Source organism: Alteromonas sp. CI.11.F.A3, assembly GCF_032925565.1.
Taxonomy (GTDB): domain Bacteria; phylum Pseudomonadota; class Gammaproteobacteria; order Enterobacterales; family Alteromonadaceae; genus Alteromonas.
Map to the genome: position 1 here is coordinate 1,246,691 of NZ_CP136708.1, position 23,014 is coordinate 1,269,704.

The following is a 23,014-nucleotide window of genomic DNA, read 5'->3' on the forward strand; positions in this document are numbered from 1 at the left end:
TTCCTAAAAACGTTAAAGCTGTTTTGCCATTTCTTCAGCGCGAGCTACCGCAGCGCGCATCGCGTTACTTACGATATCACTCATGCCTTGATCAATTAAGGTATTGACTGCCGCCGCTGTGGTGCCGCCCTTAGAAGTAACTTGGGCACGAAGCTCACTTAATTCAAGGTCAGGATTGTGACAAACCATTTCAGCAGCGCCTAACATAGCTTGTTGTACCATCAAACGGGATTGGGCTTTATCAAAGCCCATGTTTATGGCTTCCTCTTGCATGGCTTGTAAAAACAAGAAGAAATAAGCTGGGCTGCTGCCAGCCGCGGCGATAACGCCGTTAATTCCATCTTCCTCTTCAACCCATACCGTTTCACCTACGCTATTCATCACATCATCAACGTAAGTTCTGTCGTCTTCTGACACGGTATTATCTGCGTACATGCCCGACATTCCCTTACCAAGTAGGCTTGGTGTATTCGGCATAATACGAACAACCGGATATTCACCACCTAGCATTTCTTGTAAACGAGAAACGGGCAACCCAGCTGCAATACTAAGAAATAGCTTGCCAGATAAATCGTTTTTTTGCTGAAGGTCTGCGCACATATCACCCATCATTTGGGGTTTCACGGCTAGCACAATAGCATCTGCAAACTGGCAGGCTTCATCATTAGATTGGGTAATTTGAATACCGAATTCTTCTTTTAACTTATCGAGTTTCGGAGTAGACGGGTTGCTCGCTAAGATGCGTGTCTTATCGTAGCCAGACTGAATTAAACCACTAATGATGCTGCGGCTCATGTTGCCCGCGCCAATAAATGCCAATTTCTTTTGTTGCATATGAATCCTATTGTAAGTTGAAAAAACGAACAGCGTTCAGTAAAAATAGTAGGAACTAGTTTCGTGAGCCAAAGATAGCAGTGCCAATTCTTACCATGGTAGACCCATGAGCGATGGCGCTTTGCATATCACTGCTCATTCCTACGGACAGGGTATCAAAATTGGTCAAGTTTGTATGGTATCGGTCAAACAATTCCTTTAAAGCTCCGAGGCTTTGCGCTTGTTCATGGCTGTCTGGGTTCGCTTTTGGAATTGCCATTAGCCCACGTAAGCAAAGCTTGTCTTGCTGGCTAATAAAGCGTATTAGTTCGTCGACCTCTTCAGGTTTTACACCAGATTTGCTCGCTTCATCATCGATATTCACTTGAATACACACATTCAGAGGCGCCATCTCTGCCGGGCGTTGGTCATTCAAACGACGGGCTATTTTTTCCCTATCAACGGATTGAACCCAATCAAAATGCTCGGCGACTACTTTTGTCTTGTTCGATTGAATGGGGCCTATCATATGCCACTCAATATCACTAAGTGCAGACAGTTGCTGTATTTTATCTACACCTTCTTGTATATAGTTTTCGCCGAATGTACGTTGTCCCTCTTCATACGCTGCCATAATATCCGATACCGGTTTAGTTTTGCTCACGGCTAGCAATTTAACTGAATTTGGTGGACGATTAGCGTTGGCAGTAGCTAGGCTCACATCCTGTCGTGCACTATTGAGTCTTTCTGCTATTGTTTGCATTATTCACCTTTTTGAGGAGTTGTTGTGGATATTACCGAACTTTTGGCTTTCAGCGTTAAAAATAAAGCGTCAGATTTGCACTTATCAGCAGGTCTGCCACCTCTTATCCGCGTAGACGGAGAAATGCGTAAGCTTAATGTACCCGCATTAGATCATAAACAAGTGCATGCACTTATTTATGAAATAATGAATGACATGCAACGTAAAGAATACGAAGAGAACTTGGAAACCGATTTCTCATTCGAAATTAGTGGCTTGTCGCGGTTTCGTGTAAATGCTTTTGTGCAAAATCGCGGTGCAGCAGCTGTGCTCCGTACTATCCCCAACACGGTTCTTACGCTTGATGATTTAGGTGCGCCTGAAATATTCAAAGAAATAATCAACCAACCTACCGGAATTGTTCTAGTCACTGGCGCCACGGGGTCGGGTAAGAGTACAACCCTTGCCGCGATGGTTGATCATATCAATTCGCACAAGCGTGAGCACATTCTCACTATTGAAGATCCTATCGAGTTTGTGCACGAAAATAAAATGAGCTTGATAAACCAACGTGAAGTGCATAGAGACACCCACTCTTTTAGTAACGCACTTCGCTCAGCATTACGTGAAGATCCGGACGTGATATTAGTGGGTGAATTACGTGATTTAGAAACTATTCGCTTAGCCATTTCAGCTGCGGAAACGGGGCATCTAGTATTTGGTACCTTGCATACTAATTCAGCACCTAAAACAATAGACCGCATTATCGATGTATTCCCCGCCGAAGAAAAAGCGATGGTGCGCTCAATGTTATCTGAATCGCTAAGAGCTGTAATTTCTCAAACCCTGTTAAAAAAAGTGGGGGGAGGGCGAATAGCAGCGCATGAAATCATGGTAGGTATTCCAGCAATTCGAAATCTTATCCGTGAAGATAAAGTGCCTCAAATGTATTCCGTTATTCAAACGGGGCAAGCTACGGGTATGCAAACTATGGATCAGTGTTTACAACGCTTGTTGGCATTAGGTGCAATTTCTAAAGAAGACGCCGCTGCTAAATCGAAAGACAAGCAATCGATGAGTAATTTTTAAGGACGGGTAATGTTAGATAGCTTTTTAGAAAAAATGGTAGAGAAATCTGCTTCTGACTTATTCGTTACCGCGGGCTTTCCCGTCAGCGCGAAGGTGCACGGTAAGCTTACACCCATTTCGGAAAATTCATTTAGTGATGAAGACGCATTAGCACTTGTACATGAGGCCATGAATGAAAAGCAAAAAGAGGCTTTTCATACTACCAAGGAATGTAACTTTGCCATTGTACGAGAAGGCCTAGGGCGTTTTCGTTGTTCAGCATTTTGGCAAAGAGATCAAGCCGGAATGGTGGTACGTCGTATTGTGACCGAAATTCCTAAGGTCGATGACCTGGGGTTACCTTCGGTGCTAAAAGATATCATTATGTCAAAACGCGGTTTGGTGCTTTTTGTAGGTGGTACTGGTACCGGTAAATCAACCTCTTTGGCAGCACTTATTGGCCATCGAAATAGTAATTCTTTTGGGCATATTTTAACCATTGAAGATCCAATCGAATTTGTGCACGAGCATCAATCTTGCGTGATAACTCAGCGTGAAGTAGGCATAGATACTCATTCATTTGACGATGCGTTAAAAAGCTCATTGCGACAAGCGCCGGATGTCATCCTTATTGGTGAAATTCGTTCAATGGAGACAATGGAATACGCCATGTCGTTTGCTGATACGGGGCATTTGTGTGTGGCGACACTTCATGCCAACAATGCTAACCAAGCCATTGAGCGTATTATGCACTTAGCGCCAAAAGATCAGCACGACAAGTTACGCTTCGATTTAAGCCAAAATATAAAAGCCATTGTGGCGCAGCAACTCCTGCCAACCAAAGATGGAGAGGGTAGGGTTGCGGCCATTGAAATCTTATTGAACTCTCCGTTGGTGAGCGACCTTATTCAACGTAATGAAATAGGTAGCTTGAAAGAAGCCATGAAAAAGGGCAAAGAGTTAGGCATGCAAAGCTTTGACATGGCGCTGTACGATTTGTATCGTGAAGGCAGTATTGATTTAGACCAAGCTTTACATCATGCGGATTCTCCCAATGATTTACGCCTAATGATAAAACTAGACTCTAATGATGGGTCGAGCCTAGGCACATTGTCGAATGTCTCGATAGATATGGATGACTAACACACTTGATTAAACTTTTTATGTCTTCCGACCCTTTCCTGCTGCAGTCGGTAAAAAGTGAACTCGATGCGCTCTCTATACCTTACCTAGTGAAAAACGAATTTGCAGGTGGGGCGATGGGGGAACTGCCATGGCAAGAATCACAGCCTGAACTTTGGCTAATTGATGAATCTTGGTCTGCCAGAGCCAATAAGGTTGTGAGTTCTTTAATGGACAGCCACGAACCTGCCGAAAAATTTCCATGGGTGTGTAGTAATTGTGATGAGCCTAATGGTGAAGCTTTTGATACCTGCTGGAAGTGCGGAGAAAGTAGACCTTAGCGTTACAGATTGCTGATTTACTTATTCGTTAATTTGTAATTGGAACTGTGGGTGTCCAATAGGTAGTGATTAATTCATAATTGAAAATGTGGCTGTCTTGCAATGACGGCCTCTGGCTTAGTTATTAAAAGCTGGCTGTAAAAAGAGTGGGTGTCTTAAAAGAAGGCATGTTAAAAAAGGAATTCCAAACCTTTTAAAAGGTGGGTGTCCAAGTGGTAAATATGACGCATTAATCAAAGCCTAAATAAGTGGATGTCCAGTTAGTAGAAGTGGGTGTCCAGCTAACAGAAAAGGTGAGTGTCCAGATAACGGCGAGCTAACAGAAAAGGTGGGTGTTCAGATAACGGCGAGTAGCTAGTCGCCGTATTGGTTTTCAACCCAGCTAGTAAAAATCACGCAGGCCGATACGCTGTCTATTTTTTCCTTAGTTAGCTTTTTATAACCGCCAAGTTCGAACAACATAGATTTTGCATCTGTGGTGGTAAGCCTTTCATCGCATAAATCCACTGCTACTTTGAATCTACCATGCAAGCGGTTAGCGAATTTCTTAGCGCGCTGGGTGACTTCTTGTTCGGTACCATCCATATTTAATGGTAAACCAACCACCACAAGGTGTGGTTGCCATTCTTCATACAGCTTTTCAATTACATTCCAATCTGGAATACCATCACGGGCTTTAAGGGCTGCAAGCGGCGACGCTGTACCGGTAATTTCTTGTCCAACTGCTACCCCAATACTTTTTGTGCCGAAGTCGAACGCTAGTACTGTTCTGCTACCAATATCAGGCATGCCCAGCTCCTGGTGCAAGTTGCCACACATCTACCCCAAGTTTATTAACCGCTGCTTGCCACTTTTTATGAATAGGCGTGTTGAACAAAATTTCGTCATCGGCCTCTATAGTTAGCCATGAGTTATCTTGCATTTCCTGTTCAAGTTGCCCAGCAGTCCAGCCCGCATAACCTAGCGCGATAATAGATGAATCTGGCCCTGTATTAGTGCCAATTGCGGATAAAATATCTTTTGAAGTGGTAATCATAACGTCAGGCGATAAGTTCAAACTTGAGTCCCAGCCACTTTGACTGGAATGCAGAACAAACCCTCGCTCTTGACTCACCGGTCCGCCAGCAAGAATAATTTGCTCGGCTTTATCTTCCGCCACGGTTAAGTCTTTGTCGGTTTGCTCGAGCAGCTCTTTCAAGTTCATGGTTGAAGGTTGATTGATTACCAGCCCCATGGCACCGTCTTTATTGTGTTCGCAAATATAAGTGAGAGAGCGAGAAAAATACGGGTCATCTAGCGAAGGCATCGCTACTAGAAAGTGGTTTTGTAAACTTTTCAGTTCTGTCATTGTTTCCTCTACTTCTCACTTAACTACTGTTAGTGCTAAACGCTACTTAGCTACTTGTTTGCCAGGCGTTTTTCAATTGCGTCGAATAACGAGGCCATAATATTAATATTATAGTGTCCCTCTATTTCTCTTACGCAGGTTGGGCTAGTAATGTTTATTTCTGTGATTTTTTCGCCAATCACGTCCAACCCAACAAATAAAATATTGTTATCTCGTAACGTGGGAGCCACGGCTTCAGCCAACGCACGATCGGTTTCTGAGATCTCTTGGGGTCTGCCCGTTCCGCCTGCAGCCAAATTACCGCGGGTTTCCCCTTTAGTCGGTAAGCGCGCTAAGCAATAAGGAACCACTTCACCATCTACTATTAGAATACGTTTATCGCCATCTTTAATTTGTGGCAAGTATTCTTGAACCATCATGTAACGTTTTCCCAAGTTGGTTAACGTTTCAATGATTACGCCTAAGTTATTTCCATCTGGCTTCACTCTGAAAATTGAAGCGCCGCCCATACCATCTAAAGGCTTACAAATAATATCTTGATGCTTGGCATGAAATTCACGAATAAGCTTCTGATTATTAGTTACCAGCGTGTTAGGAATGTGCTCAGGAAACAAGGAGGTAAACAATTTTTCGTTGTAGTCTCGAAGCGCTTGCGGATTATTTACAACCAGCGCGCCCTCATCTTGGGCAAGCGATAAAATATGGGTAGCGTATAAAAATTCGCTGTCGAAGGGGGGATCTTTACGCATAAGCAACGCATTAATGTCACCAAGTGAAACAGTATGCTCTTCACCTAGGGTGTAAAAGTCAGTCGCTTGGTCGCGCACGGTGATGGTTCTAGCCAATCCCATTGGTTTGCCATTATTGATATAAATATCTTTAAGTTCGAAATACAGTACAGTTGCGCCACGGCGCTGGGCTTCAAGCATCATAGCTAGGCTGGTGTCTTTATGCGGCTTAATCACCGCGATAGGATCCATAATCACGCCAAGGGTGTATTGCATGTATGTTCTCACTCTTTGATAAAGGTAGATAAATTGGCAACAGCGTTACGCATTAATTGCGATAGTTGGCTGTTGGTGCATTATATATGTCGAAGTTGGTTCTGGTATGAATACCACTAAATGCTAAGTGGGGGCACTCAGCATTTAGATCAAGTATTGGAAAAACCAAACTCTCTAATAGTTAACCTGTAAAGCTCGCGTAAACTGATCGCTTAAAAATCGCCGTGCTGGGCTTGCAGAATACTAATACAGCTAATGGCTGCAGTTTCCGTACGTAGTATTCGAGGTCCTAAACTGCATGATGTAAAACCACTTTCGTTCGCTTGATGAATTTCGCCTTCGGAAAGTCCACCTTCAGGGCCAATTAATAGTCGAAAACCTTGTGTATTATATGGCTGTCTCGCTAACGGCTTTTCTGCACCCGGCGCCAATACTAACCGTGAACTCGAGGTCGACTCAGATAACCATTTGTTAAGCGCAATTGGTGGGTTCAGCGAGGGAAGCGTATTTCTGCCACTTTGTTCGCACGCACCGATGATGATTTTTTGCCATTGAATCAGCTTTTTTTCCCATCGGGCTTCATCTAGTTTAACGGTGCACCGCTCGGTTAAAATAGGCGTGATCTCGGTAACACCAAGCTCTACACTTTTTTGCAGAACCGTATCCATTCGGTCACCTTTAGATACACCTTGGCCTAAATGAATATTTAGCGATGATTCTTTGGATAACGATAAACACGCATCTGCTTCTACAAAAACCTTTTTTCTTTGAGCATTAATTATCTGTGCGCTGTATTCATTACCGTCACCGTTAAACAGTACGATGGGATGATTCGCTTTCAAACGAAGCACACTGGCAATGTGATGACCAGCTTCTTCAGTTAACTGAAATTCTTCTTCAAGAGGAATTGGATTGGGGTAATAAATTCTTGGTATGCGCATTGGGAAACTAAAAATGGCGGATAATGTGGATATGATACGTGGCTAGAGCAAGTGGATGCAACGCATCGTAGCTGAAAATCGCTACAATGCGTTGTAAAAAGCTATTTTTGCCGAGATTTACGGTAGCCTTAATAGTACTAGGGCTAGTTAAGCTGCCGAAGGTGTTGAAGTGGTGTTTTGCGTTTCGTTTTGATGAGGAGGTACTGCTTGCCCGTCCTTTCGTGCATATTTGGTATGTTCGCCTTTATCTGTTCTTAAAGAATACAAGAACAATGCTGCTACGATAATTGCCAGTAATATAAAGTAAAACATAGATTATTCCTTTTATTCTATTTGCTAAGCTGTACAAAGTTGACAATAGCAATACCTGCTAACGTCATATCCGGTTCACATTCTTTTTGAATGTATTTCAGCGCTTTGCAGTCTATAAAAAGCATCCTGCTTATTTTGACGGAAAACTTTACACTAATTGGACTAAAAAATCATCAGTTCTCGTAAAATTTTTCGATAGTCCGTTATGGCTAATGTGCTTTTCTGTTCTGCTAACTAACATGACGAGATATTGAGATTAGGTTGCTTAAATGACACCCTAATGACGAATTTACGACAATACGCTTAAACAGCTCGAGTGAAATTGTGAAGAAAAAATTAGCAGGAAAAAAGTCGACTTTAGGATAACATTTATACGCTGTAGGCCACGTAAATATTAGACTTTTGACCTAAAATGGCTGTTTGTGATTCAAAGTCGTTGGCGTAATTCTAAAAGCCTGCTACCTTATTTCAGCTTTATTATGTTTGATAAAACAAGGACAAAATTATGGAAGAAAATTTATCATTATTCTCATCAAGTGATGTAGAACGCTATATTAACGATTATGCAATTCCATGGGGCATTAATATTGCCATGGCGATTGTCATCTACGTTATTGGTCGAATCGTTGTAGGATTCATTCTATCTTTATTCCGCCGTCTAATGGCAAAATCAAAGTACGATGCAATGTTGGTGGACTTCTTAGAAGCCATAATAAGCGCTATTTTGATGTTGTTCGTTATTGTCGCGTCGTTAAACCAGCTTGGTGTTGATACAACCTCACTTGTTGCAATATTAGGTGCTGCAGGTTTAGCTATTGGTTTGTCACTGCAAGATTCTTTGAAGAACTTTGCTGCTGGCGTAATGCTTCTTGTATTCAAGCCTTTCAAATCAGGCGATTTTGTTGAGGCTGCAGGTACTGCGGGTACTATCAACAAGATTGGTATCTTTACTACCACTATGACTACACCTGATAACAAAGAAATTATTGTTCCTAACGGTGGCATTTACAGCAACAACATTACTAACTACTCGGCGAAAGAAACACGTCGCGTAGATATGGTTGTTGGTATTGGTTATGACGCTGACTTACGTAAAGCAAAAGAAATTCTAAATGAAATGGTTCGTGCTGATGAGCGTATCCTTAGCGAGCCAGCACCTACTGTTGCTGTTTCTGAATTGGCTGATAGCAGCGTTAACTTCGTGGTTCGTCCATGGTGTAAAGCGTCTGACTTCTGGGGCGTTAAGTTCGACTTCACTGAGCAAGTTAAACTACGTTTCGACCAAGAAGGTATTTCAATTCCATTCCCACAAATGGATGTTCATCTTCACAAAAACGACAGCGAATAATTTTTTATTCTCTGATACAAAAACGCCACGTTGATGTGGCGTTTTTTTTGGCTCTATTTTACGTTGGCGACGGCTAATAACTAGCCACAGTTAGGTCTATACGCAGTGGCCTGATAATCAGTGTACGCAGCGTTCATGTTTGCCTGTAAGTTACTGATCCGCGTTTGCGGGGCAGGGTGAGTAGAAAGCAATTCTAAAGGACGTTCGCCGCTGCTTGCTGCATCCATGTTCTGCCATAAGTTTACAGATTGACGAGGGTCAAAGCCTGACATCGCCATAAGTTGAAGGCCAATAACGTCCGCTTCAGACTCATGGGTACGGCTAAATGGTAGTTGAACTCCAACTTGTAAACCTAAACCAATGGCTGCCATGATAGGGGCAGTTTGAGATACTTCGTTCATTGCCAAAGCTGCACCTGCTGCTTGGGTGCCCATATTGATAAGCGTGGATTGAGACATACGCTCATTACCATGTTCTGCAATAACATGACCCACTTCATGTCCGATAACCGCCGCAAGCTGGTGTTGGTTCTCAGCAACATTTAATAATCCGGTATAAACGCCAATTTTCCCTCCAGGTAAAGCAAAGGCATTAACTTGATCATCATCAAAAACCACAACTTCCCATGTACCATCGAACACACTGGTAGGGACTTTCGCGGTGATGGCATTTGCCACACATTCAACATAGCTATTTTGAACTGCTTTGTTTGAAATTTTGAGTTCTTCTTTCATTCCGCTAAATGCTTGGTCGCCCATTTCTGCCAATTGAGACTCAGAATATAAGAGTACCTGATTACGACCTGTAGGCGATGTAGCACAAGCTGTCACTGCTAGGGCTACTGCGGCGATTGATGCGGTAAACCTCAATTTCATATTTTAATCCTTGTTGTCGCGAAATAGAGAAATATTAGTGAATTACAACTCTTATATTTGTTACGTATAGTGCGCAAGAGCAGACCAATATTAGCTTCTATTAATACTACAAATCGGGGTGTTATTCATTTGTAAATTTACCCTTTTGCCAAATTAATATTTGTGTCATACACTGGCTCTAGCTTATATACAGATGTAATTAAAAATAATAGCTAAATCTACATTGTATGTCATAGGTTCGTTCCCGCGCTGAAGGCGAGAATTTAGTAGCCCTCTTGGCAAGCTGAGGTTTGGCGTAACAACATGATAAAAAGGAAATCAAATGTCTGCGCAGTCAAAATTCAAATACGGCGTCTTAGCGCTACTTATCTCAGCGGCCCTTTCTGGCTGTGGTCTAGATGGCGACGATGGTGAACAGGGTGAAACAGGAGCTCAAGGTCCTCAAGGGGAGCAAGGCGAAGCTGGCTCTGATGGCGCCGATGGTGTTGACGGTAGCGATGCATCGTTAGGTGTTTCTCTTGACGTTGTTGCCCGTGCCTTTTTGGGTAACCTAACGTCGGCAGAAATCGTGCAATATCATGCTGACACCCAAACTATTTATGCCACTAACGGTGATACCAACGCTATAGCCGTTATTGCTGCTGATACAGTTACCACTACTGCAATGAGCGACCCAATTAATACTACCAACCTTACGGTGAGTAATATTACGTTACCTGCTGATATTGACGGCGTAACGTTAGGAAGTCTTACTAGTATTGCAATTAGTGGTGACCTAATGGCTGTTGCAGTACCCGCTGACGTGAAAACCGATAACGGCTACGTACTTTTCTATAATGGTTTAGACACTTCTGCACCGGTATTTTTAGATTCTGTGGTTGTTGGCGCCCTACCTGACATGGTGACATTTACGCCAGATGGCGGAAAAGTATTGGTGGCTAACGAAGGTGAGCCTTCAGATGATTATACGGTTGACCCAGAAGGTTCTATCTCGGTAATTAATATTCTTGCAAGTGGTGAGCCTGAAGAAACAGCAACTTCTGTAAGCTTTACGGACTTTAACAGCACTCAAGACGACTTAGTCGCGCAGGGAATGATGTTCCCTAATCCAACTGGCCGTACGATCAAAGGCGTTGATATTGCTACTACTGTGGCTCAAGACTTAGAACCAGAATATATCACGGCGACTAATGATGTTGCGTACGTGAGCCTACAAGAAAATAACGGTTTAGCGATTCTCGATCTTGAAGAACTAACGGTAGAAATTGTTGGGCTAGGTGTGAAAAGCTGGTCTGATTTGAATATTGATATTCAAGAAGATAGCAGCGTGAGTTTTGGTCAGTATGATGGCCTTTACGGTGTGTATCAGCCCGATACGATTGCCAATTACTCGTGGAAAGATGCCACTTTCATTGTCACTGCTAACGAAGGTGACGCACGTGAATATTTCTTTGATTCTGCTGATGAAGCAACCTGCCTAAGTGAAGGTGGATTAGCGTTTGATGCAGACGATGGCTGTTTAGCTTACACCGATGAAGTTAAGGTTGAAGACTTAACGGCAGAAGCGAACTCTGAGCTTGCTGACTTACAAGCGACTGGGGAAGCAGATAATTTGCTTGTCACTAGCGCGATGGGTGATGTGGATGGAAACGGTGAGTATGACGCAGCTTATACGTACGGCTCACGTTCATTCACGATTTGGGATCAAAACGGCTTAGCGGTTTACGATTCAGGTGATGATTTTGAGCGTATTACCGCGTCGGTTCATGGTGCATCGTTTAACAATGGTGATGATGAAAACGCAGGCGATTCGCGCTCTGAGAATAAAGGCCCAGAGCCTGAAGCATTAACCGTTGGTGTTATTGGCGATAGAACTTATGCGTTTGTTGGAACTGAGCGCATGGGCGGCATATTCGTTTACGACGTAACTAACCCTTACGATGTGCAATTTGCAGATTACATTATCAATCGCGACTTAACAGAAGGCCTAGTAGCGACCGACGTTATAGGCGACTTGGCGCCAGAAAGCCTAGTATTTGTAAGTGCAGATGATAGCGCAAGCGGCGTTCCTTTGTTACTTGTTGGTAACGAAGTTAGTGGCACCGTAACGGTATGGCAAATTACTCAAAACTAAGTGAAAGATGTTAGATAGACAATGCTAAGCAAAAACGCTAGCTAAAAACCTTTAATGAAACGGCGCCCTTGGCGCCGTTTTTTTATTTACGCAAAAATCGTGTACATCTTGTGCCTAGGGTAAATCGTCGAGCGGTGATTACATACGGGATGGTTTGAGTTAAGCTATAACTATACGTATTAACATTGAAACGATAAGTGCAGCGCAGTAGCGCTCAAATTGTCTGAGTACAGATTGTGGTTGCCTGCTAACAGTCTGTCGGATTTCACTTATCTTATTTCTTCGTTATGTCATGGCCGTAGGGCTTAAACAGAAATATTAGAAAAAGAGAATGCAGATGTCTCAACAGATCGTTGTTAGCGGTGTGGGTGTTTGGCACCCTGAAAGCAGTATTACAAATCAGGAACTGGTAGACAGTTATAATGCGTATGTTGATTCGTATAACGAAGAGCATAAAGCAGAAATAGAAGCGCAACAGGTTACTGCAAAACCTTATTCAAGTGCTGAGTTCATTGAAAAAGCGTCAGGAATTAAAAGCCGGTATATTTACCAAAAAGAAGGCGCGCTTGATATTTCGCGCATGAAACCAAAAATTGAAGCTCGCGAAGATGAAGCGCTATCTCACCAAGCAGAAATAGCAGTAGAAGCAGCAAAGTTGGCGTTGGCTTCTGCCAATAAAACCGCCCAAGACGTTGATGCGGTTATTGTATCTTGCGCGTATACCCAACGTGCCTACCCCGCTATTGCAATTGAAGTGCAAGAAGCGCTAGGTATTGAAGGCTTTGGTTTCGACATGCTAGTCGCGTGTTCTGCTGCCACGTTTGGTATGCACCGTGCATACGAAATGCTAAGTGCCGGTAATGCTAAGTGTGTATTGGTAATCAACCCTGAATTAGTGTCACCGCAAATTAACTATACCGACAGAGACAGCCATTTCATTTTTGGTGACGTTGCGACAGCCACGGTATTAGAAACTGCCGATACCGTGAATAGCGAACACAGTTACGATGTTATGAGTACCAACGCGGTAACTAAGTACTCCAACAACATTCGCTCAAACTTCGGTTACGTTACACGCACAGAAGATGTAGACCCATATGGTGCAGACAAGCTCTTTCATCAAGCAGGGCGCAAAGTGTTTAAAGAAGTCTGCCCAATGGCAGCAAGTCATATAGAAAACCACTTAAGCAGACATCAGTTAACGGCAACTGACGTAAGACGTTGGTGGTTGCATCAAGCGAATATCAACATGAATACGCTGATCATTAAGCGTTTGTTGGGGCGTGATGCTAATGCTGATGAAGCACCTATCGTGTTAGACGAATACGCGAACACGGCGTCAGCAGGATCGGTTATTGCTTTTGGCTTAAACCATGAGGATTTAGTGACCGGTGATGTTGGTGTGTTGTGCTCCTTTGGGGCAGGCTATTCAATTGGGTCATTGTTACTAAAAAAACGGTAGGCCTTTAGCGCAAGCTGACAGTAACCTAGTTTACTGTCAGCGCCACCTGATTGCACCAGAACCTCAAAAACAGAGCTTAAAAAACAGAGCCTCGAGAACAATAAAAAAGCTAGGTGAGAATAAATAGGGATGATTTCAGATATAGGCTATGCCCTTAACAGTTTGGCTTACTTACTGTTAATGCTATTACTTTTTGCAGTACGAAAGCCTGGGTTAGCCAATCACTTGTTGGTACTGGCCACAGCCACTACGCTGTTTTGGTCTACTAGCATGATAACGGCGCTGTTTGGTCCCATCAGCCTTTCTTGGTTGCTTACCATTGATGCACTCAGACAAGTTGCTTGGTTGCTCTTCCTCGCAGGTTGCCTGAAAAACAATTTCACCAATCTGTTTGATGTTCTGCGCCGCCCCACAACTCTTTTTATATTACTTCCCGGCTGCATAGCTTTAGTGCTGCCCCATGTCTTGTGGATTGATGCCTCCTGGCGTTATCTGATGCTGATTATTTTGGCGCTTGAAGTCCTTATCTTATTGGAAGTTATTTACCGTCAAGCGGATGCAGACCAATGGGCTTATAAGCCGTTAATTTTATATTTAGGCGCTACCCACCTTTTTGATTTTGTTACTTACGCCAATGCCACCATGGTGAATCAGGTTGAGGTTAGTTACATTGCCGCTCGGGGCTATATCTATTTCCTTCTTATTCCATTTTTGGTTATTGCCATTCGACGTATAAAGCACTGGGGCGTCGATATATTTATCTCCAGGGATGTAGTACTACATAGCTCTTTATTGCTGGTAGCGGGCGCTTACCTTTTCATTATGGCTATCATTGGGTATGCCATCAGCTACGTAGGTGGAAATTGGGGCGCCATGGTACAAACCATCTTAGTGGTATTGTCTCTTGCCTTGCTCGTTACCGTATTTTTGTCGAATTCATTTAGAACCAAGTGTAAGGTTTTTATCACCAAGCACTTTTTTGCTAACCAGTTTGATTACCGCGTAGAGTGGATAAAACTAACAAAAACACTCTCTAGCTCAATGGACGCCCCTAATACGGTTCACGAAAGTGCACTTCGCGGCATACTGGAAGCTATCGAATATGACTCTGGCAAGTTGTATAAACGGGTAAATAATGACTTCGAGCAATTGGCACAAGTTAACCCGTTACCAGACACCCGAGATGATTTAACCATCATTCGTGCGCTTACAGAGTATTGTGCGACTAATACTTGGTTAATTGATGTCCATGAATACCAGGCCAAGCCATTTCATTACAAAGGGCTGCAAATCGACAGAGATACCTTAAAAGGCTGGGGTTATCAGCTTTACCTGCCGTTTTATAAAAATGATGAAATTTGGGGCTTTGCTGTACTTGCAGCCGGGGATAATGAACGACTGAGTTTAAATTGGGAAGTTCGAGATTATCTTAATGCTATTACCGAGCAAGTAAGTATGTTTGTGTTCCATCATGAAGCTTCAAAGTTGGTGGCAGAGAATGCCCAGTTTGCTGCATTCAATAGAATGTCTGCGTTTGTTGTGCACGATTTAAAGAATGTAATGGCGCAAGTCGATTTGATCCTTGCGAATTCGCAGCAACATAAACATAACCCTGAATTTATTGAAGACACATTTGAAACATTGGAACATACCAAAGCGCGTATGGATAAAATGTTAAAGCAATTAACCGATAAAAAGATTAATGATGATGGGGCTCACACATCGTGCTCGTTATCGCATATTATTAATGATGTGGTGGCCAATCGATGTATGGGGCTTTCTCCCACTCCCAAAGTGCACTGCAGCAGCGAAGAGCCGGTATTAATTGATAAAGAAAAGGTTGCCAATGTTTTTTATCACCTCATAAGTAATGCGCAGCAAGCAACCGAAGATAGCGGCGAAATAGATATAGTATTAACACATGACATCCAAAACCGTGTTCAATATGTAATGATAGAGGATACGGGAACCGGAATGGATCAAGACTTCATCGAAAACCGTTTGTTTAAACCTTTCGATACCACGAAAGGAAACGCAGGAATGGGAATTGGTGCGTACGATGCGAAAACGTACCTTGAATCTATTGGTGGTAAAATAAGCGTTCAAAGTGAACCAGGGAAAGGAAGTTGTTTTACGCTAGCATTCACGCTTCATTGAGCAAAGTGAGCGATAACAACCAACCTATGTTGATACGGAAGAAGTAACACAGGAACAGACTGATGACAGATACCGTTTTAGTGGTAGATGACGATTTAGGTATACAGAAACAATTAAAATGGAGCTTAACCGACTACGACGTTGTTTTTGCTGACGATCATACCTCGGCAATTGCGCAGCTGCGCCGGTATGAGCCTAAAGTCGTTACACTAGATTTAGGATTGCCACCCGACCCAGCTAATGCGTCTGAAGGCTTGAGAATATTACAAGATATTATCGCCTTAGCGCCTAGAACCAAGGTCATTGTTGTCACCGGAAATAACGAAAAAGAGAATGCCCTTAAGGCTATAAACTTTGGTGCCTATGACTTTTACCAAAAACCTATAGATTCAGACACCATAAAGTTACTTGTTTATCGCGCACTTAATTTGGGTAAATTAGAGCTGGAAAACAGCATTTTATCTAAAGTGCGCACAGGTATGAGCCGTATCATTGGTAACAGTGAATCTATTCAAACGGTAGTACGTAAAGCTGAAAAAATAGCGAATACGGATGTGAGTACCTTACTGCTAGGTGAAAGTGGAACCGGTAAAGAAGTGTTTGCTCGTAGTATTCATGAACATAGCCCTCGCAAAGATAAACCGTTTGTTGCCATTAACTGTGCATCTATTCCAGAAAATTTGCTAGAAAGTGAGCTTTTTGGTTATGAGAAAGGCGCATTTACTGGAGCCAATAAAACCACACTAGGTAAAATTGAAACCGCTCAAGGTGGTACGCTGTTTCTAGATGAAATTGGTGATATGCCTATCGGGCTGCAAGCCAAAATGCTACGTTTTTTACAAGAGCGTGTTATTGAGCGAGTGGGGGGCCGTGCCGAAATTCCTGTGGATATTCGGGTTGTCTGTGCTACCCACAGAGATTTACAAGCTATGGTGGCAGAAGAGCGTTTTAGGGAAGATTTATATTACCGTATTGGTGAAATTCCCATTATGATCCCGCCCCTGCGAGATAGAGATCAAGATATTATCCTGCTTGCGCGTACCTTCCTGAATATTTATCGAGAAGAGTTTAATGCCAAGGCAAAGAGCTTTTCTGAATCTGCGATAAATTCCATGCTTGCTCACAAATGGCCTGGCAATATTCGTGAAATGCAAAATAAGCTTAAGTCGGCTGTGATCATGGCCGAAGGCACCGTTATACAGCCTGATGACTTAGGTTTGTTCGCGGTTGATGGTAGTGGAGAGTCTGAAACATTGAATCTTCGCGAGGTTCGCGAGGTTGCCGAAAGTAAGGCAATTCGTAGAGCGTACCACCAAGCGGATAAAAATATGTCTAAAACCGCCGAATTGCTAGGTGTTACTCGCCCAACCTTGTATTCATTAATTGATAAATACCACTTGGATGACTTAAAAAGTTCAGCGTGAGACTAATCAGAAAAAGCGCGGTTTGATGCGACACTTCTGGGTATCGCATCATTTGGTGCGATACCTTTAATAAATTCTCTGTTTCGTATTTTGGTAAAGCCTGCTGCTACGACAAGTTTAGTTGAGCATACAAGTCATGGTTACGGCTTTTTGTCGACAGTTTCACTGCGACAACTTCACTGCGACAACTTCGTTGCGACAACTTCGTTGGCACAACTCACATGAGTCAATGCTCATGTGGTGGCTTCTAAAGCATTGAAGCTGAGCTGCCTAGTTAGGGGATATGGTATTGGCTGTGATGTTTAGCTAATAAATCATGCCCGTAAAAGGCGACATGCAGCCCAATATTGCCATGGTCATCTTCGGTAAAAATTGGCGTTGAGCATTCATTACAGAAAAACTGTTTGCGGCTTGGTGATAGCTGCAATTCCCCTAACATAGAGGGGGCGCAATCTATGATTAAGTGCTTACGTGCCCCTGCAATGGTGAGGTTAAGCGTTTCACTGCAAGATAGCGTTTCAACGTCCAGTTCATCTTCGCTAATATCAGGCAACTCAAATTGCACGGCCTGACACTGACAACTACCTTTATACATAATGTACGCTCCTACTCATCGGGCCAATTTATGCTCGACAGCGTGTTAAATGATGTAGAAATGTATGACTGCTTAAAATGAAATTTCTTATCAAGCGGGGTTTGCTGCACGTCGCCAATCAGGGCTTTATTAGTATCAATAACCCCAATCCAACCATTACGACCAGACATCTTGGTGGCGTATAAACAATAATCTACCACTGAAAATGTGCTCTTCCAGCTCTCTTCGAAGGACACATGTTCAACAGGGGGAAGAATACTAAAGCCAATACTGCAGGTAACGCGAAGCGAGCGAGTATCGTCAATATGAAATACTTTATCGCTCACTGCGGCGCGGCAACGTTCTGCCAGTTGAGGAAGGTCGTCTCGCATAGAGTGACGGCAAATCACCAAAAATTCCTCGCCGCCCCAGCGAATGAGTAAATCAGTTTGTCTGAAAACTTCACGAAGCACATCGGCAAACTGACTTAATACTTTATCGCCCGCTAAATGGCCATGTTCGTCATTAATACGCTTGAAATGGTCTATGTCTATTAAGAAGCAAAGCAGATCTTGGTTACGTTCGCTGTGGCCTTGCTGATGCTTATTTGCATGAGAGCTACGCTTAAGCTCACCTGGCAACTGAGATTCAAGGTAGTGCCGATTGTACAAGCCGGTCAGCGAATCATGAAGACTGACTTGCTCAAGGGTTTTATAGGCTGTTTGTAGCTCCGAGTTTTTTTGTTCAAGCTCTTTCGTTCGCTGCTTAACTTCACGGCGAAGCCTAATGGTTTGTTGGCGCTGAGTGTATCTGCTCCAAATCAGAAATAGTGTTAACAACCCGGCAATTAACGTGCTCCAGAACAATGTTGTGCGCAAGTTAAGTTGTTCGGCCTCAGCCAGTGCGAGTTGTTTGGTTTTTTGCAGTACTTGAATTGATTGTGCCTGTCGCTCAATTTCTATTTCGGCCTGAAGCTGCGCAATAGCAACCTCGCTACCTGAACTTAGCACTTCTTCTCTTATATTTTGCAACACCGACTGAATATCTAATGCGCGCTTAAACTCTCCCTTTGCTGCTAAGGCTTTCACTTGAATCGATAAGAAGTTCAACTGGCTGCGCAAATCACCACGCCGTCTCGCTTCAATAGTGCCATTTTTTGCATATGCCAATGCATCGTCAAATTGTTGCAACGACATCATTGCATTGGCCAGTGCAAGGCGAGATTGCTGGAGTAATTTTTGCTGACCGGTAGATTTAGCTACCGCAAGTGACTCTTCAAGTAGCATTAAGCCTTGTTCTGTGTCGCCGGTTTTTACCAGCGCTTCGCCTAACCACGCTTGGGTGGTGGAGATTTCACTCGTTTCTCCATTCTCTTTCAACAGGGTTAGTGCGTACTTAAGCGCTTCTGACGCTTCTTCAATATCGCCCTTAAGTAACAGTAAAGCGCCAATCTTACCCAGTATTTGTGCTGTAAGCGGCTTATCATCGCTGGTTTTCGCTATCTGTAGTGCATCTTGATAATAGGTGTTCGCCTCAGAAAATTGATTTAATGTGGCGTAGATGTCACCAATAGTTGCTAGACCTTGGCCGGTACTTTTATCGTCATGTTGTACTCGGAACAAGCTCAATGCTTTTTTTAATGTGTAGAGTGCCGCTTGTACTTGGCCTTGTTCTTTTTGGACAAGACCAATTTCCATTTGAATGGTCGCATTTAACGGGAGGACCCCTTGGGTTTGCGCAATAGATTGTGCACGTCGCAGGTAGCCAATAGATTGCTCATAGTTCCCTAAAAAGCGTTGTGCGGTACCAAGATGGTGTAAGGTTTTTGCCATATCAATAAGTTGTCCGTGGCGGGTGAAGCCATCTAACGCAACGTACAGCGCATCGTTTGCAACGTTGAAACGAGATGCACTTTGTAATAGTACACCTACCTCAAAGAATGTATTGGCCGACAATGTGCTAACCGACAATACGCCGCTTTGATGAGCTTGTTCAATAGCAAGTAGGGTTTGACGCTCGGCCTCTTCGAAAGCGCCGCTTTGAACGAATTCTTGAACAGTTTGAGTAAGGGCATTAGAAACTGCTTTTGTAGGCGAAGAAAAACCCACTAGAGCAAAAAGTAGCGAAACGGTGACAATGCTGGTGGCAAAACGCCGAGCCGACTGTCTGGGCATTATAGAAGTTTCCTTACGACTACGCATTTATTGGCCTTCCCTTTAAAAAAGAAGAAGGACGGAAGTTTATGAGTAAAGCTGAAGTGTTAATATCGTTATCAGCAGTCAATTTCTATCACTACTATTATGGCGAACAACCCGAAGAAATAACGTATCAGCCATTAGACTAAAGTATAAAATTGACGCAGAGAGTACCTGTTCCCATCAGAACTTACACATTACATAAAACAGTTATGCTTATTTTTGAGTTCGGTTTGCCGGAAGCGTAAGGCGGAATCGTTCCCTGACCAGTTAAAACTATTGTCTAACGTAGAATAAGAATATAGCGAGAGACATGGTGTTGAAAAGCATTAATATCATTTGATACGCATTAATATTAGTGGTTACGCATACTAATTTATACCTTTGTTCGGATTAGGTGAACCGGGGCTGTTCTTTTTTCTTAGATTTCTCTATTCTAGCAACTTCACTTATTTGCCAGTAGCGAGAACACTATGTCAGAAAGTCGTTTTATTTCAAAAGAAGGTCAACCAGTACCTTCCGTATCTATTCCTGTTCGCGATGGCGAGACATGGGCAACCAAAACTACTGAAGAATTGTTTAGTAACAAGACTGTGGTGGTTTTTTCACTTCCTGGCGCGTTTACGCCAACATGTTCTTCTACGCATTTACCTCGCTACAATGCACTTGCTAAAGTATTTAAACAGCATGGCGTTGATGACATTCTATGTATATCTGTAAACGATACGTTTGTAATGAATGCATGGGCAGCCGATCAAGAAGCAGAAAATGTAACCGTAATACCAGATGGTAACGGTGATTTTACTGACGGCATGGGCATGTTGGTAGACAAAGCCGACTTAGGTTTTGGAAAGCGCAGCTGGCGCTACTCTATGTTGGTTAAAAATGGCACCGTAGAGAAAATGTTTATTGAGCCTGACGTGCCTGGCGACCCGTTTGAGGTTTCTGACGCCGACACTATGCTTGCTTATATTGCCCCAGACGCAGAGACAAAAGCATCGGTATCGCTATTTACTAAGCCTAATTGCCCATTTTGTACAAAAGCGAAAGCATTGTTAACCGACAAAGGTTACGACTACGAAGAGATTGTACTAGGTAAAGATGCCTCGTTAACCAGCCTTAGCGCAGTGACGGGACGTGATACCGTACCTCAAGTATTCATTGGTGGTAAGCATATTGGCGGGTCAGACGACTTAGCATTGTATTTTAGCTAAATAAAAGTAACGACGGTAACTAAGTGCTTATTAAAGCAACATTTGCGGTTAAACCGTAGGTAGTCAAAACAGCATACCGTCACAGTGTAACTGTAATAGTGTAAGGCCATTATTTAATGGCCTTATTTTGTTATTATTGGCCAAACGTAATGCCTTTTGGAGAATATACGTGCATTCAAAGTTTGCTCTCGCAAAATTATCCCTACTTCCTGTTGCTGTAAGGTGCTGTGCACTAATAGGTGCATTAATAAGTACATTGTTCGCTAGTGCTGCAGGAGCCAGCTCCCTTGAAACACAAGACGCATTAACGCGATTTGCTGATTTTTATAAGCAAGAGTGGGGCGAAACGCAGCGATGCAAATCTTCTAAACTGCACCGCTATACCGTTTGTGGCAACGTACTTCGCAACGAAGGAAATGCTCCCTTTGTGCTGCATCATGATACCCCGGCAAAGAAAGTGGCCGTGTTAGTACATGGGCTTAGTGACTCGCCATTCTTTATGCGAGAAATTGCCAATATTTTATTTAACGAAGGTTTCGACGTTATTGTTCCGTTATTACCTGGCCATGGTTTACGAGATGATGATGGTGCAATGAGTGACAGCGACTTAGCGGAGCGTTGGCAAGCGCATGTCGATGAGGTTATCGCGTTAGCTGATGATATGGGCGATACTTTGATTGTGGGTGGCTTTTCTACTGGCGGCGCACTGGCGGCAGATCAGTACCTAGATGCAAGTGAAAACATCGATGGGCTTATGTTGTTTTCTGGTGCATTAGCACTTTCAGAAAATGCCGAGAGTATGTCACGGATTTGGGGTATCAAGTGGATTGCGAAAATTGTGGATGGTAGTTATATCACCCATGGACCAAACCCTTTTAAATATCCAAATGTTGCAGGCTTTGCGGGGTTAGAGCTGATGGATATTATCGAAAAAATCCGCAACGACTTCGAAGACGGCAAGCGTATTGAAGTGCCTCTTTTTGCTGCGCATTCTCAAGCTGATGCCACCACGCCTATTCACGGTGTAGAAAACCTAATGGAAAATAGCGCAGGGCCGAATACGTTTTTTGTTATCGATGCCTCTTATGCGTTGTGCCACGCCGACCTTGTGGTGAATACGTCAATGTTACACGATATGAAGTTTAATAAAGTCATGGTAAATGAAAACGAAGAATGTGCAGTACCCAAAGCAAACCCTTTATTTTCAACCATGACAATGATGCTAAAAACCTATGCGCAACAATTCTAGCGTTTTACAGCCATAACAAATGCGATTAAGCTTTAAGGCATGATTGATAAATTGAAAAAGCAGCGACGCGGCTATGTCGTAATATTGGTAATGGTTATTTCCTTGGTGACTCAATTGTCGCCGGGAATGGCTATGCCAATGACTATGCCAACGGCTATGTCAAAGCCTACGCCAATGTCTGTGGACGCAATGTCTATGGATGTAATGTCTATGGATGTAATGTCTATGGATGCAAATTCTGAGAACCATTCATCAGAAGAAAGTCGCGCTAATAAAACTATGCAAGTTAGTGCTAGTGGGTGCCATTCAGCTAGTCACGCTTCGACTAGCATTCAATCAACCGCAAAAAATGACCTCACCATTCATAACGTCTCAAGCGCTCCTAGCAAAGCTATGAAATCAATGGACCATAGCACGCACGGTGTCACACCTGATTCGTGCTGTGACGTTCAGTGTCAATGCCCTGCAGGCGCATGCGCCGCCGTTTATGCAGTAATAAATAATGAAGTCTCGGTAGCGGTTATTGCTCATGCTCCGTTGGTGCTTTTTGTAAACCACCAAGCCCCTCACACTATACCTAACGCTCAATTTCGCCCCCCTAAATTCGCTTTCGCAGGATAGTTGTATCTGGCGGGCGCATATAGCACCCACGTTTTTCTTTTTATTCCCTTAGTGCACGGGGAATTAATGT

General features: G+C 43.2%; 21 protein-coding genes. 11 read left to right on the top strand and 10 right to left on the bottom strand.

Annotated elements, in window-relative coordinates; all coding sequences use genetic code 11:
* Positions 1-12 precede the first annotated feature (12 nt).
* Entirely contained in the window at positions 13-834 is an 822-nt protein-coding gene (gene proC / locus R1T43_RS05290; RefSeq protein WP_317353622.1) for a pyrroline-5-carboxylate reductase, read from the bottom strand.
* 55 nt (positions 835-889) lie between these two features.
* Positions 890-1,576: a YggS family pyridoxal phosphate-dependent enzyme gene (locus tag R1T43_RS05295; RefSeq protein WP_317353623.1), complete on the bottom strand. Its 687-nt coding sequence runs from the start codon at positions 1,574-1,576 to the stop codon at positions 890-892.
* Between the two features lie 24 nt (positions 1,577-1,600).
* Between R1T43_RS05295 and R1T43_RS05300 the strand changes: the two genes are divergently transcribed.
* From R1T43_RS05300 to R1T43_RS05310, 3 genes are read left to right on the top strand one after another with little or no spacing between them, the layout of a single operon-like run.
* Positions 1,601-2,644 (top strand): type IV pilus twitching motility protein PilT, encoded by a 1,044-nt coding sequence (locus R1T43_RS05300; RefSeq protein WP_317353626.1) that lies wholly within the window; start codon positions 1,601-1,603, stop codon positions 2,642-2,644.
* A 9-nt stretch (positions 2,645-2,653) separates the two neighbouring features.
* Positions 2,654-3,766 (top strand): PilT/PilU family type 4a pilus ATPase, encoded by a 1,113-nt coding sequence (locus R1T43_RS05305; protein ID WP_317353627.1) that lies wholly within the window; start codon positions 2,654-2,656, stop codon positions 3,764-3,766.
* A gap of 5 nt (positions 3,767-3,771) precedes the next feature.
* Positions 3,772-4,086 carry a DUF2007 domain-containing protein gene (locus R1T43_RS05310; RefSeq protein ID WP_317353629.1) on the top strand — a complete coding sequence of 105 codons (315 nt, stop codon included), beginning with the start codon at positions 3,772-3,774 and terminating at the stop codon, positions 4,084-4,086.
* A gap of 354 nt (positions 4,087-4,440) precedes the next feature.
* On the opposite strand, the gene ruvX is transcribed toward R1T43_RS05310, so the two are convergent.
* The 5 genes from ruvX to R1T43_RS05335 all read right to left on the bottom strand — a co-directional run bounded on the left by ruvX (position 4,441) and on the right by R1T43_RS05335 (position 7,691).
* Complete coding sequence (gene ruvX / locus R1T43_RS05315) at positions 4,441-4,875, bottom strand: Holliday junction resolvase RuvX (protein ID WP_057789897.1); 435 nt, start codon at positions 4,873-4,875, stop codon at positions 4,441-4,443.
* Positions 4,868-5,434, bottom strand: a complete 567-nt coding sequence (locus R1T43_RS05320; RefSeq protein ID WP_317353633.1) for a YqgE/AlgH family protein — start codon at positions 5,432-5,434, stop codon at positions 4,868-4,870. The genes ruvX and R1T43_RS05320 overlap by 8 nt, the downstream gene beginning before the upstream one ends.
* Before the next feature lie 50 nt (positions 5,435-5,484).
* Positions 5,485-6,438, bottom strand: coding sequence for a glutathione synthase (gshB, locus tag R1T43_RS05325; protein ID WP_317353636.1), 954 nt, complete (start codon positions 6,436-6,438; stop codon positions 5,485-5,487).
* A 212-nt stretch (positions 6,439-6,650) separates the two neighbouring features.
* Positions 6,651-7,379 carry a 16S rRNA (uracil(1498)-N(3))-methyltransferase gene (locus tag R1T43_RS05330; RefSeq protein WP_211071661.1) on the bottom strand — a complete coding sequence of 243 codons (729 nt, stop codon included), beginning with the start codon at positions 7,377-7,379 and terminating at the stop codon, positions 6,651-6,653.
* Positions 7,380-7,526: 147 nt separating this feature from the next.
* Positions 7,527-7,691 (bottom strand): hypothetical protein, encoded by a 165-nt coding sequence (locus R1T43_RS05335; protein ID WP_013782911.1) that lies wholly within the window; start codon positions 7,689-7,691, stop codon positions 7,527-7,529.
* A gap of 505 nt (positions 7,692-8,196) precedes the next feature.
* Between R1T43_RS05335 and R1T43_RS05340 the strand changes: the two genes are divergently transcribed.
* A complete protein-coding gene (locus R1T43_RS05340) occupies positions 8,197-9,039 on the top strand; it encodes a mechanosensitive ion channel family protein (protein WP_211071662.1) in 843 nt (280 codons plus the stop codon).
* Between the two features lie 80 nt (positions 9,040-9,119).
* On the opposite strand, the gene R1T43_RS05345 is transcribed toward R1T43_RS05340, so the two are convergent.
* Complete coding sequence (locus R1T43_RS05345; RefSeq protein ID WP_317353644.1) at positions 9,120-9,914, bottom strand: M48 family metallopeptidase; 795 nt, start codon at positions 9,912-9,914, stop codon at positions 9,120-9,122.
* 322 nt (positions 9,915-10,236) lie between these two features.
* Here R1T43_RS05345 and R1T43_RS05350 point away from each other — a divergent pair, with 322 nt between their 5' ends.
* The 4 genes from R1T43_RS05350 (at position 10,237) to prsR (ending at position 17,091) form a co-directional block, all read left to right on the top strand.
* The gene (locus R1T43_RS05350) at positions 10,237-12,048 is read left to right on the top strand and encodes a choice-of-anchor I family protein (RefSeq protein WP_317353646.1); all 1,812 of its coding nucleotides are present in this window, start codon (positions 10,237-10,239) and stop codon (positions 12,046-12,048) included.
* Positions 12,049-12,385: 337 nt separating this feature from the next.
* Positions 12,386-13,510 (top strand): beta-ketoacyl-ACP synthase III, encoded by a 1,125-nt coding sequence (locus R1T43_RS05355; protein WP_211071665.1) that lies wholly within the window; start codon positions 12,386-12,388, stop codon positions 13,508-13,510.
* A gap of 129 nt (positions 13,511-13,639) precedes the next feature.
* Complete coding sequence (gene prsK, locus R1T43_RS05360) at positions 13,640-15,667, top strand: XrtA/PEP-CTERM system histidine kinase PrsK (RefSeq protein ID WP_317353649.1); 2,028 nt, start codon at positions 13,640-13,642, stop codon at positions 15,665-15,667.
* A 62-nt stretch (positions 15,668-15,729) separates the two neighbouring features.
* On the top strand, positions 15,730-17,091 hold the full coding sequence (gene prsR, locus R1T43_RS05365) for a PEP-CTERM-box response regulator transcription factor (protein WP_317353651.1): 1,362 nt from the start codon (positions 15,730-15,732) through the stop codon (positions 17,089-17,091).
* 274 nt (positions 17,092-17,365) lie between these two features.
* Here the strand turns inward: prsR and R1T43_RS05370 are convergent, their stop codons facing one another.
* Both R1T43_RS05370 and R1T43_RS05375 read right to left on the bottom strand, forming a co-directional pair.
* The gene (locus tag R1T43_RS05370; RefSeq protein WP_317353653.1) at positions 17,366-17,686 is read right to left on the bottom strand and encodes an ADP-ribosylglycohydrolase; all 321 of its coding nucleotides are present in this window, start codon (positions 17,684-17,686) and stop codon (positions 17,366-17,368) included.
* An 11-nt stretch (positions 17,687-17,697) separates the two neighbouring features.
* Positions 17,698-19,839 (bottom strand): diguanylate cyclase, encoded by a 2,142-nt coding sequence (locus R1T43_RS05375; RefSeq protein WP_317353656.1) that lies wholly within the window; start codon positions 19,837-19,839, stop codon positions 17,698-17,700.
* 494 nt (positions 19,840-20,333) lie between these two features.
* Between R1T43_RS05375 and R1T43_RS05380 the strand changes: the two genes are divergently transcribed.
* The 3 genes from R1T43_RS05380 (at position 20,334) to R1T43_RS05390 (ending at position 22,944) form a co-directional block, all read left to right on the top strand.
* Complete coding sequence (locus R1T43_RS05380; RefSeq protein WP_317353659.1) at positions 20,334-21,074, top strand: glutathione peroxidase; 741 nt, start codon at positions 20,334-20,336, stop codon at positions 21,072-21,074.
* Positions 21,075-21,243: 169 nt separating this feature from the next.
* Positions 21,244-22,323, top strand: coding sequence for an alpha/beta hydrolase (locus R1T43_RS05385; protein WP_317353662.1), 1,080 nt, complete (start codon positions 21,244-21,246; stop codon positions 22,321-22,323).
* Positions 22,324-22,362: 39 nt separating this feature from the next.
* Complete coding sequence (locus R1T43_RS05390) at positions 22,363-22,944, top strand: hypothetical protein (protein WP_317353664.1); 582 nt, start codon at positions 22,363-22,365, stop codon at positions 22,942-22,944.
* Positions 22,945-23,014: the final 70 nt, after the last annotated feature.